A 19,233-nucleotide genomic window follows, 5' to 3' on the forward strand; every position below is an offset into this window, starting at 1 on the left:
ATGGGCCGCACCGTCTTCGACAAACGCGAGGAACGCGAAGCCGAACTGTTCGCCCTGCTCGCCGGACCTGTCATCACCCGGGCTGGACGCATCCCGACGCAGCCCCGCGACAACGTCCTCGATCGCATCCGAGAGGTCTTCGATGCCCCGGCGGCCGGCTGCGGCGCCCGTGGGTAACGCGATCGGGTACAGCAGCGCCGTACTGGCCCTCGCCGCCGCGATCGGCAAAGCCATCGGCCTGCGCGGCAGGCGACCAACGGCATCCCAGTGGTTCATGCTCGCCTCGCTCGGCTGCATCGGGACGGCGCTCGCGCTGACCGCCACCCCGACGCTGGCCGCGGTAGCTCGCCTCGAGCCGTTCCCGCAGGCAACCCGGCTGCTCGGCAATGTGCTGGCGATGTGCTCCTCGTACAGCATCATGGCCACACTCGGACTGTCGCTGCTACCACGCACCGTTGCGATCCGACGTATCCGCAGCGGAGCCCTCGTCCTGTGGTCGTGCGTCGCGGCGATGGCCGCACTGCTGACCGCCGCCGACGTCCGGCCCGTCGTCGAGCTGAACCTGGCCTACGCCCACGACCCGCTGATCCTGGGCTACGAGCTCATCTACTTCGGCTTCATCGGAGTCGTGCTCATCCGGTTCCTCTGGCTGATGCGCACCTTCGCCCGATCCCGGGTGTCGGTCCTGCTGCGGGTCGGGGTGCGCATCGACATGGCCGCCGCCGTGACCGGCATGCTCTGGATCGCCTGGAAAGTCACCACCATCATCTCCACCCGGCTCGGCATCCAACTCGTGGACAGTCCCGCCTCGGTCTCCGAAGGACTCGCCGGGATCTCCGTAGGCCTCATGGCGATCGGCCTGCTCCTGCCCACCTGGGGAGCACGCCTGGCTCGAGGCCGCACCCGATGCCGCACCCGGCGCGCCCTGACCGGAATCACTCCGCTGTGGGCCGAACTGACGACGCTGGTGCCCCAGGTCGTCTTCCCGCACGACTCCGACAACCAGGGGATCACCGCCGCTGACGACGCCGAACTCCACCTCTACACCAAGGTGGTGGCGATCCGCGACGCGATGCTGATCCTGCGCCCCTACGTTCGCCCCGACCTCCACCGGCTGGTCGAGGAGTCACGCGATGGCCATCTCGCCGATCAGCAGTCCGACATCCTGCTCGAAGCTGCGGCCCTGGCCACCGCCATCGACGCCTATCGCGACGGCAATCGCCAGCTGCTCGACGTCAGCGGACCCGCCGAGACCGAAGCCGAACTCACCCAGCCCTCCGAACTACTCGCCGAAGCCGGCGTGCTGATCCGCGTGGCCAAGGCGTTGCGCGGCAACCCGTTCGTCCAGCAACTCCGCGCCCGCGAACACCCAGGCGTGCACCACCCCGCATAGCCGGGCTGCCGGAGGGTGTCCCACTCAGCGAAGCTGCGCACCAGCCGCTTCCGCACGGCGGGATGTTCGGCGTAGGAACCCCGGGCGAAGCAGCGCATGCTGACGATCGGCACCGAGGTCGACGCGGCAGACGGCCACGAACTGGTTGTGCGCGTCCCGTAGCGCGGCGACCGCGGTTTCGTGGCGATTGGCGACTCGCTCGGCGATGGCGCCGCGATGACCTGGTTTGGTTGTGGTGCGTATGTCTGCCACCACATGGGCCAGGTCGCGAGCGGTGGTCAGGACCGCATCAGCCGCCTGACGAACGGGCGGTGGACGGAAATCCAGGTGGCGAACCGCGTCGACCATGGGCTGGGCCAGCGTGTCTGGGTTGCCGTTGCTTTTGTCCTCAGCCAACCGGCGGTGGTCTGACGGCCAGACCGGCAGTCCCGCCAGGTCCAAGGCGGCACCGGTCACCGCCCGATACGACGGCAGCGCGGCATAGGCATCCTTGGCGGCGTGCTCGCGGCGACCGTCCCGGTCACGGATCAACTCGGCCACCACCAGGCCAGCCGCGACGCCGAGGAGCGCCGCGATTCCGCCGACCGCCCATGCTGGCGCCACCGCCTGTACGGCCACTGACAGCAGCATCGCACCACCACTGATCGCACCAGCAACGATCGGCATCGGCAGGTTCCTCAGAGTCGCCACGTACTGGATGTTAGCGAGGGAGCGTGACGGCCGTTACCTGGCTGTGAGTGTGGCCCGACTTCGCTAGCCTTTGTGGACCCCTGCATGCGGCTCAGTCTTGCTCGCGGCGGATCGTTCGAATGGCGCATCAGTGAAGCGCTGTTCATGATGTGGTGAGCCAGCGGGACCAGGCTGCTGGATCAGTGCCTGCCGCGATGGGAATGCCGAGTCGCGTCAGCGCGCCGGGGTAGCGGGATTCGTAGACGGCGTTGACCGCGGTGGCGTGCTGCGCTCCGCGTAGCAGCCATGCCGCGGGCAGGCGCCGGCAGCGCAACGTGGGGTCGTTGGCGTCGGTGAGTTCGCCGTCGATGACCTCACGACGCAGGAGTCCTGCCACGAGCCCGGCACGTTCTTGGATGCGTCGCTGCAAGGGGCGCTGAAGCTCCTTGTCGTCGCCGGGGTCGTCGGAGATCAGGCCGAGCATGCTCCAGGATGGGGCGGTGGCGTCGACTTCGACCTTCGCGGCGAGCCAGGGGAAGCCGAGGATCCGGGCGGCGTGGATGCGATGGTTGCCGTTGCTGCCGACGCGGTAGACCGGCCCGGCCCAGCCGGGGGAGCGTTTCAGAGCGATCGGGTGGGAGAACAGCTCGTCAGTGAAGGCGTCAAGATCGTCGGTGCTCAGCAGTCCGGTCGCGATCTCGAACGGGACCTCGTCCCGGAACCCTCCGAAGTCGCCCCAGACGCGATGATCGGTGCCGACGACCAGCTCGGTGGGCACCCACATCACGGTGTCGGCGACGCCACTGTGGTCGTTGTTCTCGGCCGACCCGATCGCGTCCAGCACCTTGTGGTTTCCCAGCAGCTGCGGATCGGAGGCGTTCAACTCGGCGGCGCGTTCGGCGAGATACGCCTCGAGGTCGCCGGCCCGGTTCCGCAGCGCTTCGCGCGCCACTCGGACCGCGGTCAGGTGCTGCTGGTAGACCGAGCCGCGGCGGGCGAGCAGCTCCGGCACCGACGGGCCTTCCTGGGAGCGATCGGCGTCCGGGCCGGTCCGCGCGCAGGGTTGAGGGCAAACCGGCGGGTCGAAGACGACGCTCGGCGGCGCGTCGAGAAAGCACCACTCCAGCGTGTGGGCCGCCGATGCCGGGGTCGCGGCCATACCCCAGAACTTCCACGGCGCGACGTCGTCGTTCTGCGGGGTGGTCGCGGCGACGAAGCCGCCGTGCTGATCGAAGTCGACCGACCAGATCGACGCGTCGGGCGAAGGATCGGGACGCATCGGGGCCAGTTCGGCGTCGACGATCTCCGCGCGGCGCAGTCCGGACGCGGTCCGGAGCTCATCGAGGTTGTCGCCGGCGCGCGGAACCAGGCCGTCGAGGTTGCCGGCTTCGCACATCAGGCCGTAGGCCTCATTGATCTGCGTCCGCAGGTCGACGGAGAGGCGGATGAGGTGGGTGAAGTCGAAGTACGCGCGCTCGGATTCCAGCAGCTCCGTGATGCGGTGTGCGTGAGCAGCAGCGTCGAGCAACGCGCTCCACACGTAGTCCCAGTCCGGCTTGCCACCGGCCGGCGCGTCGGGAACGGCAGGAACGATGTCCGGGTTGTTCACGCTTTCGCCGAGGTACAGGCCGATGCGCTCGCGCTCCTCCTCCGGCAGCAGGCGAGCCAACGCGAGGACCAGCGTCCCGATCGCGGTCACGACGCGACCGCCGGACCGCTCGGCGGGGTGTCGATCGCACCGCTGGGCGGCTGATTCACCGGCAGATCGCAGCTGCGGGACGTCATGTGCCCGATCTTGCCGCAGCCGGCGACCGGATCGGGTAAGGCATGCCCGTGGGCGAGCCTTGCCCGGACGTGACGCCGAGCTGGATGGCAGCCGACGTCCAACGCGGTGGGATCAGCGGTTCCCGATGCGCTCGGGGGCGATGCGGATACTGACGAGTGCGTGGTCGCTGTCGGCGGTTTCGTCAACCTGGTAGTGCGTGACCAGCGGGAGTGCGGCCACCGAGCCGCGCCAGCCGTCCGGGCGCCGATCGCCGTGAGGATCGCCGGGGTGGTGGCCGCTGGTCCGCCGCCAGGACACGCCCAGATGGTGGGCGATGTCGACCAGTCCGGCGCGGCGGGCGCGTTCCAGTGCTCGCCGGTCCAGCAGCGGCTCGGCGTCCGGATCGTCGTTCCACTCCACCTGGAACTGCTGATGCGGCAGACCACGCTGCTGGTCGTGGTAGGGCTCGGGGTCGTAGAACGAGCCGTGCTGGCCGGGCAGCGCAGGCTCGCGTCCGGCGGCGTTGAAGTCTGCGCCGAGGAAGGTGACCAGGTTCGGGTTGCCCAGCCCGGCCATCGCCAGATAGCCGGCCTCGGTGAAGCGGCCCGCCGGATCGGCCGGGTGCAGCTGGGTGGTCGCCACCCGGATCGGCGCCGCGGCGCCGATGTCGAGCACGGCCATGCCCAGGCCGTGGTGCCACTGCCAGCGGCTGTACTCCTGCCAAGACTCCACGCTCGCCGAACCTGGACGCCATAGGACTCCGACGTGGCAGAACGACGGCGCGTAGGCCAAGCGTCCGACCATGCCGAGCTGATCACAGAACTCCGCGAACGCGCGGGCCAATGCAGGATCGTCGGGGGCGCGGGTGGCGTGCCAGAACTCCTGCACGCACAGCACGTCCGGCGCCGCGGCCAGGATCGTCTCGCGCTCCCTCAGCTGCCGGTCGGCGTCGATCGGAGACTTGTTGTAGTCGAACAGATTCGCCGTGCAAAGCAGCACTACGCGGACTCCAGTAATTCGGCCAGAGCGTGGGTCTTGCGGGCGAGGGCACGCATCGCGGAGGTCTGGTCGAACACGATGCTGCGCTGCCCGAACAGCCAGGACACCAGCGCCGCGGCCGCGTGCAGCGCGGCAGCGGGCTTGGCCTGCGCCGCGGCGAACGTGACGTTCTCACCGGGGGCGATGCCCATCGTGCCGACCTGATCGAGCACGTTCAGCGCGTCGAGCCAGTGCTGCGGGGCGCACAGCGCACCCAGCAGCGGACGTGCTCCGGCGATCCACGTGTCCCTGTCCGGGACGTGGCCTGCCGTCTTCAACCATCCGCGGCCCACGTCGGCGACGTGGGCCACCATCGTGCCGGGGTTGAGTGTGAGCGTGGGCCGCGCCGCCACCTCGGCGCACAGCTCGGCCCAGTCGCCGATCAGCGCCTGCACTTCCTTGGTCTCGCGCGCCACGGTCAGGCGCAGCTCGGCTTCCTCAACTGTTTCGCCGGGGCGCTGGGGACCGAACTTGTCCAGCGGGACGTCGAAGCCGCCGTCGCGCACGTAGTTGAGGTAGTTCAGCAGAAACTGCCACGCATCGACCTGCGTGGCAATGGCCACGCGGTCTTCGAGCGTTGTGGGCGCGGCCGCCGAGTCGGTCCGCGCCGGTGCGGTCGCGGCCGTCCGGGCGCGTCGGCGCGCCTCCTTCGCCAAGCCGTCCGCCTTGCGCCGCTTACCTTTGGTCACAGCCGTCCACCCTCCCGATCGCGCACAGCGATCACCGTACGGCGTCCCGCCGCCGCCACCGCAGCCAGTCAGCTTCATCCGGGAACCAGTTGGCACCGTGCCGGGTCGCGCGGATGCGGTTGCCCGACCGGGGTCAGGTCGTGGTGACTGGCCCGCCGCCCCGGGCACGGCGCTTCTCCTGGAGGTCGCCTTCCGGATCACGGCGGCGACCGCGTCATCCGCTGACAGCCTGCCCTCGGCGATTGTCAGGAGACGCTGGCGGTCCGCGTCATCGACGGCAAAGCCGTCCAGCTCGTGGCTGGCCACTACGTCGTTGACGATCTGTTCCGCCGTCAGCCGTTCGAGACCTGCACCATCTCCCACCTGCATATTCTAGTTCAATGACTCGTCATCTTCCTACGCGCCGACCGGCTCGGCGAGTCCGCGGTCGCAGGTGGTCGTCGGGCCCTGATCAGGCAGCCGGTCAGCTCGTGCCATGCGCGACTCATCACCTAAACCGGCGACGGGACCGCTGGCCCCGCAGTGACAGCGTTGATGTACACCGTCCCCGTCAGCGGCGGGTTCTCCAGGGCCATCGCGGCGAACACGTCACGAACCTTGATGTAGGCACCCTCGCGATGCTCGTCGGGAAACGCGCTGTCCGTTCCGAGTTTGCCTGCGTGCCAACGGATCCGGGAAAGCAATGCGGCCATCAGTCCGCGCTCGATGTCGCCGAACCGCCCGTGTGCCTGGGCGATCATCAGCCCGGCGACCGCGCAGTCGCTCCACGCCGGTGCGGATCCTTCATCGTCGCCGCGGACCGCTGCGGACATCGCGGCGAACAGTTCGCCCGGGCCGATGGCCGACACGATGTTCTGCTGACCGGGGGTGCTGTTCCCGGAGTTTTCCATCCCGTTCCCCTTGTCTCGCAACATGATTCTGCCTCGCACGCTAGCAGCCCCGTAGTGCTCCGGCTCGGTCGCGACGTGCCCGTGCACATAGATCCGGGGATCCCCAGCGGTGTCACCCGAATGAGTTCGCTGCGGCCGCCGCCTACCCTTCTCGGTCATGTCAACAGTGCTGGATCCGATCGCGCGCCGGCGCGTCGAGGGCGTCCGCGCGGATCTCGTGCGGACGCTGACCGACATCGACACGTTGAGCACCGGCGACACGTCGACGACTGAGGCGGCCCGGACCCGGCTGCGGGACGCGATCGGAAGTCTTGACGTCCTTGCCGACGAAGCGGTTGTCCGGGCCTGGATCTCCCGCGTGGGGCCGTTCTGGGCCTTGGGGGCGGTTCCGTGGACTTCACTGGCCGACGCGTTCACCGACGTCACCGCGTGCAAACTCACCCGGGACGGCCTGGATCGGCAGTTCACGACGCTGTTCGCGCACCACGCTCCCCGGCGACAGAGCGCACCGGCCCGCAACGTCGCGGGCGGCTACTCCGCGACGGCGCTTTGGGCGGCAACCACACACTGGTTCCAGAACGCGGGCCTTCCGCTGCCCGTCTCCGCCTGGCGCAGCTACGGTGACGTCGCCGCGGTCCTGGACCTCCTGCCGGCCATCGTGGAACACCGAGACGCGGCTACCACCCGCAAGCAGCTGGTGGCCGCCGTCCGCGCGACTGGAGGCCGTGTCTCGAAGATGTATGAGTCGCACGTGGCGGAGCTGGCGCGCGAGCACGTCGATGCGGCACGCCACTGGGTCGCGGGCGTGGCGGGCAACTGACCGAGCTGCGGTCGCCTACCGCCCTTCTGCTACCCGCGCGACGCGGCGGGCCCGTCCGCAGTAGCACGGCCCGCGCGGCGGACCGGCCTCAGCAGCGGCACCGCCGACTCGGAGTCAGTACTTCTCCTCCTGCAGCATTCCGCGCAGCCGCGTCAAAGCGCGGTGTTGAGTGACGCGGACATTGCCCGCCGAGACGCCAAGCGCTTCGGCGGTCTCGATGGCCGACAGCCCGACCGCGATGCGCAGAGCCAGCACCTCCTGCTGCGCGCGGGGGAGCACCGCGAGCATCCGGCCAAGGCGAGCTCCGACATCCATCCGTCCACCAGCATCTGCACCGGGCCGCTCAATCAGTGCCCGGCCGGGGACGTCGGCGATCGGCTTCTGGGCGGCCGCGCGGACGGCGTCGGTGACCTTGTGGGCCGCGACCGCATACACCAGCCGAAGGAACGAGCCTCCGCGCTTGCGGTAGTTCGGCAGGATCTTGAGCACCGACAGGCACACCTCCTGCGCGACGTCGTCGGCGGTCAGGTACGCCAGGTCGCGTCCGCCGATGCGCGCGCGGCAGTACCGCACGACCAGCGGCCGCATCAGCTCCAGCACCGCACCGACCGCCGCAGGATTCCCGTCGGCGGCGTCGCAGGCCAGCAGGTTGATGTCCGCCGTGCGCGCGGCGGTGTCCGCAGCCGGGGACACCCGGGTGGCTCGGCTGAAGGAGCCCTGGGGCAGCACCTCGAGCGACCGCATCCGGAAGTCGATGGCGGTGTCCTCCGGCGATCGCCATTTGATCTGCAGCATGGCCCATTCCGGACATAGGTTCGCCGGGCCGGGCGCATCCCGGTCGACGACGGCCGGCGGGCACAGCCGGTCGTGAAACAGCACGAGGTCGGGGCACCAGGTCATCGCCGGGTAGACCACGTCGATGCGACTGTGCACCAGCCGCGCGCTCGTCTGGCGGTCGAACGCGCTCTCGTGCGCCGGCAGCACCATGCCCGACCCGCCCCACCACCGGGCCGTCACCGCCCGCGCCGCCGTGTGTGTGTAGGCCAGGACCGCCTCGTAGATCGGCGTCGGGCGCGCCTCGGCAGCCTCACCCGGCTGTTCCTCCATCCTGATCAGCTCTTCGGCGAGCTGCTCGTCATGTTCGTCGGCCGCGGCCGTGCGACGTTCCGGAATCGGGTCGGTGACCTGCAGGCAGATCGCCAGCAGCGGGCGGGCCTGTTCGATGCCGCTGTCGACCGCGGTGGACAGCCACTGCACCGCCTCGGCGTGGCGGTCGCGCGACATCTCCCAGATGCCGATCTCGAACGCGCGGTAGGCGGTCTCGGCCAGGTCTGCGACCGTGGGCTGGAGCCGTCCGTGCGTGGCGAGGTCGGCCTCGTCGGCGGCGAGCGCGCGCTCCATGATCAGGTCGACATCGAAGCGGTCCTCGCTGACGTCGCTGGTGTCGATGGTGGTGGTCACTAGTGCACCTCCGGCAGGGTCGTACGGCGGCCGATCAGCAGGGGCGATTTCCGCAGGGTCTGCAACCCGCGTTCCTGCAGGCTCTTCACGGCTTCCGCCGAGCAGGCCATGACGGCGGAGACGGCCGCCAGCTCCCACTGCAAGCCGATCCGCAGGACTAGCACCTGCTGCTGGCGGATCGGCAGCTGCTTGAGGGCCGTGACCACCGCCATGCTGGTGAACAACCCGTCGATCCCGGGCGCGAAGTCCGGCATCGACATCACGCGGTCGGCCGTCATCTTGCTGATCAACGCGTCATCGGTGAGGGGGACCGGCGTGCGCTTGGCTCGCTCGTCGAGCGCGCGGAGCTTGACGATCTGGAAGAGCAAGCGCCGCGGCTCGCGCAGGACACCCTTCTTTTTCCACTTCCGTGCCAGCTCGATGAACGCCACCTGCGCGACGTCCTCCCCGCTGGCATGGTCGCCGACGACCGCAGCCGCCGCCCGCACCGCCTCCAGGCGGTGATCGGCGATCACCACCTGGAGCGCCTGCCGGCTGAATGGAACCTCGGCCTGATGGGCGTACCGGTCTTCCGGCTGATCCGCGTCGCCGTCCTCATCGGTGCCGGACGGACACGTCGTGCGGGACTTCGCGTCGCCCGTCATGCCGCCTCCGGCGGCTCGAGGCGCGCGGCCGGCGGGCCGAGCGTGATCGACCACTCACCGCCGGTCTCGTCCCGGCTGAGCACCTGCCCGGCCCGGCCGGACGCACTGAGCACCTGCGCGGCGTCGACGATCGTCGCACCGCGGTCGCGGGCGACCGAGCGGCGGAAGCGCAGCAGGGCGAGGTCGGCCAGCACCCTCAGCACACTACGAGGGCGCGGAATCCGGACGAAATCCGTGTCGGGGTCCCAGTCCATGGGGCCTCCTTTCCTACTTACCCCCACACCGGCCCGGACCCCCGTCCGCGAATCGCTGGCCGTGAAAAATCTTGAAAAATCCCGAAGATGCAGCTCAACGCCTGAAACAGGGACTGGATCTGACGGCGAATAATCGCGGGCTACACCAGCGACTGCCGGCCAGCGATTCGGCGAACCCCGCGCGGCCCCGCCCCCGGAGCCTCCCTGCGCAGCTGGGCAAGGTGAACGGCGCCCGCGCCCGACCCGCAGGCCACGACGGCTCGACGACGTCCCGGTCACGGGGCCGAGGGGCCGCGCGCAGCGTCGATGTCGGCGTAGCTGGGATACGCCGCGGCGAGGCCGGCCTCGGTCAGCGGTTCCAGCCCGATCGACCGGCGCCGCGCGTTCACTCCGGCTGCGTCGTCAAGGGGATACAGCCGGCATCCCGCGTTCGGGAAGCACAAGGACTGGGTGCCCCAGCGCTGCGGATGCCGTTGGTCGGTGGCGACTCGGTCTGCCAGGTATGCGTGGTCGCGTACCGCGATGACGTCCTCGACGTCGACGCTGGCGGCGAGCAGCGGAAGCCAGCGGGCCCGGCACTCCGCGGGAGCGTGCTGGGCGATCAGCCAGGCCGCGTGCGCGGCCGCCGAGCCCACCAGCGCCGTGCCGGGCCAGCCGACGCGGTCGACGGCGGAGGCCAGGAACGCGGTGTTCTCCGCGTCGACTTCGGCCACCCGCTGCCACTGCCGCGGGGTGGGTGAGCGGGGATCCAGCCGGGCGCGGGCTGCCTGGTCGACCTCGGCGCGGCGCAGCAGTTCCCGGCGCAGCATCGCGAGGTCGCCGGCGGCGTCGATGTCCTCAGCCATGGGGAGAGACTCGCGCTGGGCCGGGACGTCGCTCGGCTTCCACGATGAGAGTTCCCAGCTTCCCGGACTCCGGTGCGGCCTCGACGCGCGCGTGAATGTTTCCGAATCCGTTGCGGCGCAACAACTCCGCCCACACGTCCGGCTCGTATGACCACCGGTACACCCACAGGGGATCGGCGGTGAACGCGGCACCGTACATTCCCTGGATTCCGTAGGCTCCGGGCACCGGGGGAGCGTGGGAGAACACCAGTTTCCCGCCGGGCGCCAGGTGCTTCCGCACGAGCGGCAGCACCAAGGCGGGATCGAGAAACCAGATCGCGCCCCAGATCGAGTAGATCGCGTCCCACGTCCGGTCCGCCGCGCCCAGGAACTCCAGCACATCAGCGTGTTCGAAGCGGGCGCCCGCGACATGGCCCCAGCGGCGTCGCGCCTGCTCGCACTGGGTACCGGACAGGTCCACGCCGGTCGCGTCGACTCCCCGCGCGGCGAGTGCCGCGACTGCGTCACCCCGTCCGCAGCCCAGCTCAAGACTGGAGCGGGGGTCGCCGAGCAGCTCGATCCCGGGCCCGTGGGAGGGGTACTGCGTCCACCTGACGCTCGGCGCGGACTCGTCGTCGGGCGCGGCGTTGGCCGCGCCCAGGGCGTAGCGGTTCCAGTAGGTCGTGGTCATCGGCCGGCGTCGCCGAACTCGGCGGGACCGGCGGTGACCTTCTCGGTGCGGGCGCGGTGGATCAGCACCTGCGAGTGGGGACCGGGGCCATCGAGGGCCAGGGGCGGGCAGTCGATGGAGGCGACCGGCTTGGTCGCGGCATGGGCAATCACGGGCGCCACGCTAGCGACGCCCACCGACGTTTTCTCTCGCCCACGATCCCCGGCGTCACCTGATCAGGTAGCTCGTCGCGGAGAGGGAGCCGTTCTTGTCGGTGGTCCCGGCGACACTGTCCGGGTTGCCGACACCCCGCGGCGACGGGGAGCGCCGTAGAGGCTGGAGCGCCGAGTGATCAAAGAGTCCACCGCGACCGTGTTCGTGTTCGCCCAGATCGACCAGGCCTGGAACTTCGGGTTGATCTACCACCCGCGGCTGAAGCAGTGGATGAACGCCGGCGGGCACGTCGAGAACGAGAACACGGCCGAAGCCGCGGTGCGCGAGGTGCTGGAGGAAACCGGCCGTCACGTCGTGCTACTGCGGCCACCGGGCTTGCCGCTGCCGGCGGGCTACCCCGTCCCGGAGGTGGCACGGCCATGGTGGATGAACGAGCTGGCCGTGCCTGCCGACGGTCACACCCCCGAGCCGCACATTCACGTCGATCACCAGTACCTCGCCATCGCCCCGGACCCGACGACGAGCGTGGCGGCGCCGGAGCACCCGTTCCGCTGGTGTCGCGACGCCGACCTCGGCACGCTCGACATCGTCGCCGACACCAAGATGCTCGCCGCGATGCTGCTTCCGCAGATGACGCAGATCGCGGCTGCCCACGGCCGCGCCGAGGCTGCGCAGCCCGCGGGTGGCCCCCGAGGTTGAGGACTCTCGCCGGATCAGCGGGCTGATGTCAGGTATTCGTACGCGCGGACCGCGCCTCCGGCGAGATGCACGCGCCAGGCGGAGAGCAGCGCGGATCCGTCGATGCCTTCCTCGCTGGCCAGGTTCTCCAGGCCGGGCTTGAGCAGGTTCTGCCGCGTCGCCACCAGTTCAGCGTGCCGCGGCCTGGGCTGTTGTGGCGCCAAGTCAGTGCAGGGTGTGCGCGGTGCCGGCCGCGCCGCCGCGCGGCGTACCGTCCGATCAGCAGATATGCCCGGAGCGAGGGGAGAACATGGGGATGCCGACCGTTGACCGGGCCGCCGCACCACCGCGACCCGACGCCCGTCCTGCGGCACCGGACCTGCGTGCCCAGCCGCGTGACGACATCCTCGACCGCGTCGAGCGCGCACTGGATGTTCGGCTGGACCGGACGGCACTCGTGCGCAAACGCCGCTCGCTCGGCGCGGCCACCGACCGTGGCACGTGGATCCGCATCGAAGCCCGCCCGCTGGCGAAGATGGCCGGTCAGGGCTTCAACGGACCCGAAGCTGCGGCGACGCTGGCCGGCGTCGCCAAGCCCGCCTGGCACGCCAGTCTCGCCTGGACCGAGACCACCACGAGCCTGATGTGGCGGGCCGACGAGTCCGATCTCGTCACCGACGCGCCGATCAAGCCGGGCGGCATCCTCACCACCGACCCGCGGCTGCCACCGACCTGGTGGACCGCACTGGGGAGCTCACTCGACGCGCTCGCTCAGGCTCACACCACGCGGGTCGCCACCTTGCACACGGTTCTGATCAGCCAAAACCGAGTGGACGAGGAAATCCGGGACGCCTTCGGCCCCGGCCTGAACACCACGATCGAGCGGTGGGTCTCCGCGCACGCCGACTTCGCCTGGGCCAACCTGACCGGCCCGGCGCTGGCGATCCTCGACTGGGAAGACTGGGGCCTGGCGCCCCGGGGACTCGACGCGGCGATGCTGTGGTCCGCGTCCCTGGCCGTGCCGGGTCTGGCCGAGCAGGTCCACGCCCTTCGCCAGAGCGACCTCGACAGCCGCGACGGGTATCTGATGCAGCTGCTGTGCCTCGCCGCCATCCTGCGGACACCGGCCGGCGCGCACGAACCGCGGCTAGATGCCGCCCGCGCGGCCGCGGACCGACTGCTCCCCGCAATGCGGCCCTGAACCGCCACGATCCACACCGAGCCCGACTTCCCTGATCGCAACCCTCGGCAGCTACCGCCGCTGCGACGTTTCCGCCGGCGAGTGACCTTCTACGATGCCGGGATGGGAGCGCGGTGATGCACGGCCAGGACACGCACGTCGGGTTGCCGTCGTTGACGGTGACCGACCTGCGCGCGGTGAATCTGATCCTGCCCGCGCTCGAGCACTCCACCGTCACGGTCTCCGCCGCCGGCGGCGGAAAGCGGCACGTCCCTGAACCCAGCGACACCAGGCCGTACAACCGTGCGTGCCGCAACTCCCCAGACGGGCCCGGCGTCGCGGCGGTGCTGATCACGGTGCTGCCGGACGTGTGCAAGCGATGCCGGCACCGGCTCGACGTCCCAGCACCGGTCGGAGCGCTGTGGGCTGTCGCGGTGCGCATCGTGGCGGCCCACGCCCGGCTCACGAGGTTGCGTACCTCGACCCGCGCCCACAGCTGGTCCGGCTACGCCGCCGCGCTCGCCGCGTCCCCTCGCCACGAGCACCCCGCGGTGACCGCGCTGCTGGACGCCGTCGCCGCACCGGATCCCGTCTACGGTGCTGATCGGGACCGGCTCGCCGAGGCGTGGGTGAGGATCGCCGCGGACTGGGAGACGTTCCTGGCCGACTACCGGCGGGCGTCGCCCGATGCCGATCTCACCGCCACCGCGTCGGCGGCCTGCGACGAGGTCATCAAGAACCCCGCGCTGCGCAAGGAAAGCGACCTGCTCTCGCGGATCGTCGGCGACGTCGACCGGTGGAACCAGGCGCACTTCCTGGCCGGACTGGTCCTCGAGGCCTGGAAAGTCGCGCGCGGCCGTGGCGACACCCCCGGCGGCTGCCTGTCCTTCGCCCTGGCGACCGCCGCGCAGCACCTCGCCGGCCGCGTGGTGCGGGACGTGTCCTTGCTGCCGGTTCCCTCGCACACCGCCTACGCGGGGGAGTGCTCGGTCGGCGCGTGGGCCGAGCGGGAGTTCGATCATCTCTGGCGCGAAGGCGCCACCGGCTGGGTCCAGCTGCTCGAAGACGCCTACCGCGGACCCGGCGGCCCCGGCAGTGATGACCAGCGGCTGGTCATGGTCGCCAACTGGCCGTTGACCAGGCCGGTGGACCGGGACCTGGCCTATCTCGCGCAGTACGAGCAGCACGGGCCGGCGGTCCCCGCGGGGCGGCGGCCGTTGGTGGGGGACTACGGGCCGTGGGGCTGGGAGCCGACGTGGTCGGTGGTCCTGGCGGTTCCCGCGTTCGCCGCCACCCACGCCGCCGAGCTCACCGCGCGGCGCCGCGATCAGCAGATCACCGTCGGACCGGTCCCCGCCGACGACCCGGCCAGCACGATCGAGCAGGCGCTCGCGCTCGCCCGCACCGCGTACCCGTACCTGGTCGAGGACGCCGCCGCGGACGGCATCCGCGCCCGGCCGAGCCGCGCGGTCATCCGTGCTCGCGGCGAGCGACGCCCCGCCCACGACAACGTGATCCGCCTGCGCCCGGCCCCGCACGTGTCCTCCGGTTCCCGGGACGAGGCGTGGGCGTGGTGCGAGGGGAGGATCAGCTGGATCCCCGACGACGGCGCCACCGAGACCGCGGCGGCCGCCGCACTTACCGGCATGCTGGCGCGGATCTACCGCATCCCGCCGGTGCGGGTGCTGGTGGAAACCGGCCGCCGCCCGTCGACGTCGACGCACACCCTGGCCGGGAACCTGGCCGACGTGGACCTCGCCCGCCGCGACATCGGGTTCCTCCCGCTCGGCGAGCACGCGGTGCTGCGGATCCCGCTGCGCCGGATCATCGCGATCACCGGCGACAGCGACCGCGGTGACGTAGCCGAGCTCGACGCCGGCTGGGAGCCGTACCCGTCCCCGGCCGACACGGATCGGCGCGCAGCCCGCCCGATGCCGTGACCGCGGCCCAGGGATCCTCGCGACGCGGATCTCGCGGCGGCTCCGGGGGTCACCCGGGCGTGCCCAGCTACGTCGGGCGTCACCGCTGGGTGCGGCAACTAGAGTCCTTCCTCATGGTCAGCGCCGAAGCGAAGCCCGGCTACTGGTCGACACTCACAGTGCCGGGCAACTGGACACGAGCTCCGATGGACTCACCACAGGGCATCGCGAGAACTGCGGCCGACAGCCGGCTGCTTGTACCCGGCTTCCTCCGGCTCGCGAACCGACGATCACGATGACCGCACATCGGATAGGCGTCTTCTACGACGGCACCTGGTTTGCCCACGTCAGCGATTTCTACGCCACCGAACACCTGCGACAGGCACGGATTTCGTTCGGTGGACTGCACGACGCGTTTCGGCAGTACGTCCATGTCTGCACCGGAGCTGACCTCGACAACTGCGTGATGACGGAGGCGCACTACATCCGCGGCCGCAGCACGACACCCTCGACCGTCTTCGACAACGTCCTCGACAACGCCGGCATCACACGCCACGACGTCGAGCTGGCCGACGGACGAGAGAAGGGCGCCGACGTCTACCTGGCCCTCGAGGTGTGGGAGCGCGCCACCACCACGCCTCTGGAGTTCGTCGTCCTGATCACCGGAGATGCCGACTTCGTTCCGCTCGTCACCCGCCTCATCAGCCGCGGCGTGAGGGTAGTCGTTCCAGTGATCAACGCCGTGGCCGATCGACCGACCTCGGGCCCCTCAACACTGCGCACCGCCCCGCAACTGGCGAGCGCGACGAAGGACCACCCCACCTTCGACGAACTGTTCCTGGCCAGCGAGCACGATGACTACCCGCTGCGATACCCCTTCGTGCGCAACCCCTCATCGGCTGCCGCGCCGTCGACGAACCCGGCAGGCAGGTGGCGCGGGACGGTGACCGGCTGGCGCCAAGGACAGACCAGCGGTTTCATCACCGACAACCGAGGCGGCTCCTGGTTCGTCTCACGCGACGAGCTGCCCGACGGGTACGACAACCTGGACGTCGGCACACCGGTCTCGTTCACCGGCTCTCCGAAGCCGGCGCCCGGCAAGAAGTACCCGCAGGCGTACTCGATTCACATCGACTGATCCGTTCACCCCGCCGCCGTGCCGCCCGTGCCGCGGTGATCCCCGGGTGTCGCCGCGGTGGCGTCCGGCGAGGTGGCGTGCGGCGCTGTGTGGTCAGCCTGAGACCCTGTGTGCATGACCGACGACGCTGGCTTGGATCGTAGTGAGCAGGACGCGAGTCCGATGTGGACGTTGTGGAGCGCGGCATACGCCTACGCGCAGGTGATGCGCGACCTCATGGCGGCCAAACACGATCCTTCTGGGGAGCGGTCCGAGTACTTCGACGCGCCGACCATGCTCATCGCCTACGCGCTGGCGGCCTACGCCGACGAAAAAGGCATCGACGCCACCAGTCCCTCCGACCTGGCGGAACTGTCGGGAATGGAGCTGTGGGAGCGACTGGAAACTCCGCGCCTGCTCGCGTCGGTGTCGACGTTGTCACCGGACAACCGGGCGGTGATCCCCGCCGCCGGGGAGCCGGCGCACGAGCTGTTCTTCCGGATGAAGGCCGAAGTCGACCGCGCCACCAAACCGGGAGCCGCGCTGCCCGACGACCAGCGTCGAGCGAAGGCCCGCACCGGCGCCCGGACCTGGTACGAACGGGGCGAAGACGGGCAGGCTTTCGTGGCGAACATGCTGCTCACCTGTATTTCCTCGGCCGATCGAGCTCGCGGTGTCACGTCATTGCAGGTCATCACCGGCAGGGCTGAAGGTTCTGCGCAGGAGTCCCTTCCACTCGTCGATCCGAATCCTCGGCCGTACGAGCTGTCCGAGTACATGGCCGCCGACGAGCCGTACCCCCCGCGTGAGAGCAGGCAGTGGGCGCTGCGCGTCGTGCAAGGCGCGATTAGCGGCCAGACGCTCCTGCTGCACTACCTCACCTCAATCCTTGATCGCCACATCGACATCCCGGATGCCCTTGCGGGGCCCCGGAAAGCCGGCGAGTCGGCGGAGGCCTACGCGCAGCGTGAGCGCCTGGCGAAGAAGTTCGTCGACGTGCACCTGCAGCTCGCCGACCACGCACCCGACGTCGCCGAGGAACTGCTGCACCTGCGGCCCTCGGACGCCCCAGACGCCGTCGAAGCGATCACCCGCGAGGCCCAGCAGTGGTGGACGGCCGCCCGGTACGACGCCACGATCGACGATCTCCTGCCCGCGATGACGACGCTGCTGGACGGGCTGGTCGCGCCGGAACGACGGGGCGATGTGCAGGACCTGCTGAAGGTCGTCACCTCGACCAAGGGCCTGCCCCTGGCTCGTGCCCGGATCCGGATCACCGGAGCCGCCAATGAGCAGCCGTTCGAGGCCCTGCACTTGGCAGCGGCGCTCACCGCCGCGCTGTGGCAAGAGCCGGCCTGCGTCCCCGACCCGGACGCGGAATACCTCCGGCTGGCCACCGCGGCCCTGCGACTGTCGCAAGGCAAGCTCGACTCACCCCGAGCCGCATCGGCGCCGTCGCCCCAGCCGTCCACCCCGGCGCGGACAGCGGACGCCCGGAAGAAGGCCGCACGAAAGACAGCTCGGAAATCGCGGCGGCAGGGGCGCCGATGAAGGACGGGAACTGAGCCGCGCTCTACCTTCCCAGCGGCGAGGTCGTCCGACCACACCGCATCCTGATCACGGGCGCTGAGCTTCGGCGTAACGCCCGTGACGCTGTCGCGACATTGAGTAGTCCTACCGTGTCGGTGCAGCCCGCCGAGTCATACGCTCCGCAAGGTGAACGGATCGAACCTCCCCGCTGCCGATCCGGCGTCGATCGCGGCCGACGCCCGTGTCGTCCGACTGACGACCCGGCTGCTGATGCTCATCCCCGCGGGATTCGTCGGGTTCGTGGTGAGCAGCTTCCTGCTGATGGGCGCCGACTCGTGCCGTGCGGACTCGACGACGCTGCTCTGTTCGACGGCGGCACAGTGGTGGATCGTGTGGCTTCCGCCGATCGGCGCGGCGATGGGCATGGCTGCTGGGGGAACTCTGGGCGCGGTACTCAACGGCCGAGGCCGGCCGGTCGGTGCCGGGATCGCGCTGGGCTGGTGGGTGTTCGCCGCAGCCGAATTCACCACGTGGATCTTGCTTCGGAACTAAAGCCGCCCGCAGACCCACACCCCGACAGCCGCGGGCAATGCCGCCGAAGACGACCGTGCTCGGGGCGACAGCACGTGATCACCGACCGGGCACCTTCCGTCCAGAGCGCTGCTTAGCCGATACGCTAACCGACATGGCGAGCACACCGCCGCAAGCGCGGACCGAGGAACTGGTCCGAGCCATGCGGGCGTTCGGGTCCGCCTCCCGGCTGGAGTTGCTGCGGGCCATGCAGGATCCGAGACAACTCGACGCCGCGCCGGGTGAGGTCAGCGAACACGGCGTGTGCCTGGCACTGCTGGCGCGCACGGTCGGCATCGCCGGCCCGACAGCACTGCAGCACCTGAGCAAGCTGATCGAGGCTGGGCTGTGCGTGAAGACCGCCGACCGACGCGGCGGCGGGTTCACCTTCTACCGCCGCGACGAGAACGCCATCACGGACGTCGCCGACCGGCTCCGCCACGTGTGATCACCAGTCTCAAGCAACCCGCGAGCGGCTCATCACGCTCGCGGCGGGATCTGGTCAGTTCGCCGCGAGGCCGGTCTTCGGCGGGTTTCGCTCCAGCCAGGTCTTGGCATCTTGGTCGCCCAGCCTCGCGGCCATGTCGTACCAGTATCGGGCGCCCTCGATATCGTCGGTGTCTTCGCATACCTCGCCGGCGCAGTACGCGGCCCCGGAGTCGCCTTGCTTGGCCGCGATCCCCAGGTGTTTGAGGGCCGCGTTCTCGCGACCTGTTCGTGCGAGCAGGAGGCCCAGATTGCACGCGCCATCGACGTCCCCGGTCTCGGCGACCCACCGGTACCACCGCTCGGCGTCACCATCACGGCCAAGTCGTTCAAGGGCGAGCGCGAGGTTGAAGGCGTCCACCGGGTCTCCGGCCTGCGCGCCGGGCTCAAGTCGCCGGACCTGCCAACGGCTGACGAGCCTGAGGGCTCGCCACCCTTTCACCACCTCGTCCACGCGACCCA

The 19,233-nt window shown here is 70.2% G+C and carries 22 protein-coding genes; 9 read left to right on the forward strand and 13 right to left on the reverse strand.

From position 1 onward, the window contains the following. Positions 1–169: 169 nt before the first annotated feature. The gene (locus BMY97_RS44180; protein WP_091629467.1) at positions 170–1,393 is read left to right on the forward strand and encodes an MAB_1171c family putative transporter; all 1,224 of its coding nucleotides are present in this window, start codon (positions 170–172) and stop codon (positions 1,391–1,393) included. Positions 1,394–1,417: 24 nt separating this feature from the next. Here the strand turns inward: BMY97_RS44180 and BMY97_RS46680 are convergent, their stop codons facing one another. From BMY97_RS46680 to BMY97_RS44205, 5 genes are all read right to left on the reverse strand, one after another. Continuing rightward, complete coding sequence (locus BMY97_RS46680; RefSeq protein ID WP_143086508.1) at positions 1,418–2,083, reverse strand: hypothetical protein; 666 nt, start codon at positions 2,081–2,083, stop codon at positions 1,418–1,420. Positions 2,084–2,225: 142 nt separating this feature from the next. Further along, a complete protein-coding gene (locus tag BMY97_RS44190; protein ID WP_091629471.1) occupies positions 2,226–3,761 on the reverse strand; it encodes a hypothetical protein in 1,536 nt (511 codons plus the stop codon). 198 nt (positions 3,762–3,959) lie between these two features. Continuing rightward, positions 3,960–4,826 (reverse strand): endonuclease/exonuclease/phosphatase family protein, encoded by an 867-nt coding sequence (locus BMY97_RS44195; protein WP_091629473.1) that lies wholly within the window; start codon positions 4,824–4,826, stop codon positions 3,960–3,962. After that, positions 4,826–5,917: an antitoxin VbhA family protein gene (locus BMY97_RS44200; RefSeq protein ID WP_143086509.1), complete on the reverse strand. Its 1,092-nt coding sequence runs from the start codon at positions 5,915–5,917 to the stop codon at positions 4,826–4,828. The genes BMY97_RS44195 and BMY97_RS44200 overlap by 1 nt, the downstream gene beginning before the upstream one ends. Before the next feature lie 128 nt (positions 5,918–6,045). Continuing rightward, positions 6,046–6,468, reverse strand: coding sequence for a hypothetical protein (locus BMY97_RS44205; protein ID WP_143086510.1), 423 nt, complete (start codon positions 6,466–6,468; stop codon positions 6,046–6,048). 133 nt (positions 6,469–6,601) lie between these two features. Between BMY97_RS44205 and BMY97_RS44210 the strand changes: the two genes are divergently transcribed. Then, on the forward strand, positions 6,602–7,264 hold the full coding sequence (locus tag BMY97_RS44210; protein WP_091629478.1) for a hypothetical protein: 663 nt from the start codon (positions 6,602–6,604) through the stop codon (positions 7,262–7,264). 114 nt (positions 7,265–7,378) lie between these two features. On the opposite strand, the gene BMY97_RS44215 is transcribed toward BMY97_RS44210, so the two are convergent. The 6 genes from BMY97_RS44215 to BMY97_RS47600 form a co-directional block, all read right to left on the reverse strand. Then, positions 7,379–8,008 (reverse strand): sigma-70 family RNA polymerase sigma factor, encoded by a 630-nt coding sequence (locus BMY97_RS44215; protein WP_091629524.1) that lies wholly within the window; start codon positions 8,006–8,008, stop codon positions 7,379–7,381. Positions 8,009–8,724: 716 nt separating this feature from the next. Beyond that, entirely contained in the window at positions 8,725–9,369 is a 645-nt protein-coding gene (locus BMY97_RS44220; RefSeq protein WP_091629479.1) for an RNA polymerase sigma factor, read from the reverse strand. Further along, positions 9,366–9,623 (reverse strand): hypothetical protein, encoded by a 258-nt coding sequence (locus BMY97_RS44225; RefSeq protein ID WP_091629481.1) that lies wholly within the window; start codon positions 9,621–9,623, stop codon positions 9,366–9,368. Before BMY97_RS44225 ends, BMY97_RS44220 begins: the two co-directional genes overlap by 4 nt. Before the next feature lie 275 nt (positions 9,624–9,898). Next, a complete protein-coding gene (locus BMY97_RS44230; RefSeq protein WP_091629483.1) occupies positions 9,899–10,468 on the reverse strand; it encodes a DUF6624 domain-containing protein in 570 nt (189 codons plus the stop codon). Continuing rightward, positions 10,461–11,138, reverse strand: a complete 678-nt coding sequence (locus tag BMY97_RS44235; protein ID WP_091629485.1) for a class I SAM-dependent methyltransferase — start codon at positions 11,136–11,138, stop codon at positions 10,461–10,463. Before BMY97_RS44235 ends, BMY97_RS44230 begins: the two co-directional genes overlap by 8 nt. Next, positions 11,135–11,290, reverse strand: coding sequence for a hypothetical protein (locus tag BMY97_RS47600; protein ID WP_177231855.1), 156 nt, complete (start codon positions 11,288–11,290; stop codon positions 11,135–11,137). Before BMY97_RS47600 ends, BMY97_RS44235 begins: the two co-directional genes overlap by 4 nt. Before the next feature lie 175 nt (positions 11,291–11,465). On the opposite strand from BMY97_RS47600, the gene BMY97_RS44240 reads away from it, so the two are divergent. Continuing rightward, positions 11,466–11,990: an NUDIX domain-containing protein gene (locus BMY97_RS44240; RefSeq protein ID WP_091629487.1), complete on the forward strand. Its 525-nt coding sequence runs from the start codon at positions 11,466–11,468 to the stop codon at positions 11,988–11,990. A gap of 14 nt (positions 11,991–12,004) precedes the next feature. Here the strand turns inward: BMY97_RS44240 and BMY97_RS47605 are convergent, their stop codons facing one another. Then, a complete protein-coding gene (locus BMY97_RS47605; RefSeq protein ID WP_177231856.1) occupies positions 12,005–12,154 on the reverse strand; it encodes a hypothetical protein in 150 nt (49 codons plus the stop codon). Between the two features lie 131 nt (positions 12,155–12,285). Between BMY97_RS47605 and BMY97_RS44245 the strand changes: the two genes are divergently transcribed. From BMY97_RS44245 to BMY97_RS44270, 6 genes are all read left to right on the forward strand, one after another. Further along, complete coding sequence (locus BMY97_RS44245; RefSeq protein WP_091629489.1) at positions 12,286–13,170, forward strand: hypothetical protein; 885 nt, start codon at positions 12,286–12,288, stop codon at positions 13,168–13,170. Positions 13,171–13,286: 116 nt separating this feature from the next. Beyond that, positions 13,287–15,089, forward strand: a complete 1,803-nt coding sequence (locus BMY97_RS44250; RefSeq protein ID WP_091629491.1) for a hypothetical protein — start codon at positions 13,287–13,289, stop codon at positions 15,087–15,089. 274 nt (positions 15,090–15,363) lie between these two features. Then, the gene (locus BMY97_RS44255) at positions 15,364–16,206 is read left to right on the forward strand and encodes an NYN domain-containing protein (RefSeq protein ID WP_091629493.1); all 843 of its coding nucleotides are present in this window, start codon (positions 15,364–15,366) and stop codon (positions 16,204–16,206) included. Positions 16,207–16,320: 114 nt separating this feature from the next. After that, positions 16,321–17,736 carry a hypothetical protein gene (locus tag BMY97_RS44260; protein WP_143086511.1) on the forward strand — a complete coding sequence of 472 codons (1,416 nt, stop codon included), beginning with the start codon at positions 16,321–16,323 and terminating at the stop codon, positions 17,734–17,736. A gap of 165 nt (positions 17,737–17,901) precedes the next feature. After that, the gene (locus tag BMY97_RS44265; RefSeq protein WP_091629497.1) at positions 17,902–18,267 is read left to right on the forward strand and encodes a hypothetical protein; all 366 of its coding nucleotides are present in this window, start codon (positions 17,902–17,904) and stop codon (positions 18,265–18,267) included. A 133-nt stretch (positions 18,268–18,400) separates the two neighbouring features. Then, positions 18,401–18,733, forward strand: a complete 333-nt coding sequence (locus BMY97_RS44270) for an ArsR/SmtB family transcription factor (protein WP_143086512.1) — start codon at positions 18,401–18,403, stop codon at positions 18,731–18,733. Between the two features lie 54 nt (positions 18,734–18,787). Here the strand turns inward: BMY97_RS44270 and BMY97_RS44275 are convergent, their stop codons facing one another. Further along, positions 18,788–19,225, reverse strand: coding sequence for a tetratricopeptide repeat protein (locus BMY97_RS44275; protein ID WP_091629501.1), 438 nt, complete (start codon positions 19,223–19,225; stop codon positions 18,788–18,790). Positions 19,226–19,233 lie beyond the last annotated feature (8 nt).

It is taken from the genome of Amycolatopsis saalfeldensis (assembly GCF_900110575.1).
Taxonomy (GTDB): Bacteria; Actinomycetota; Actinomycetes; order Mycobacteriales; family Pseudonocardiaceae; genus Amycolatopsis; species Amycolatopsis saalfeldensis.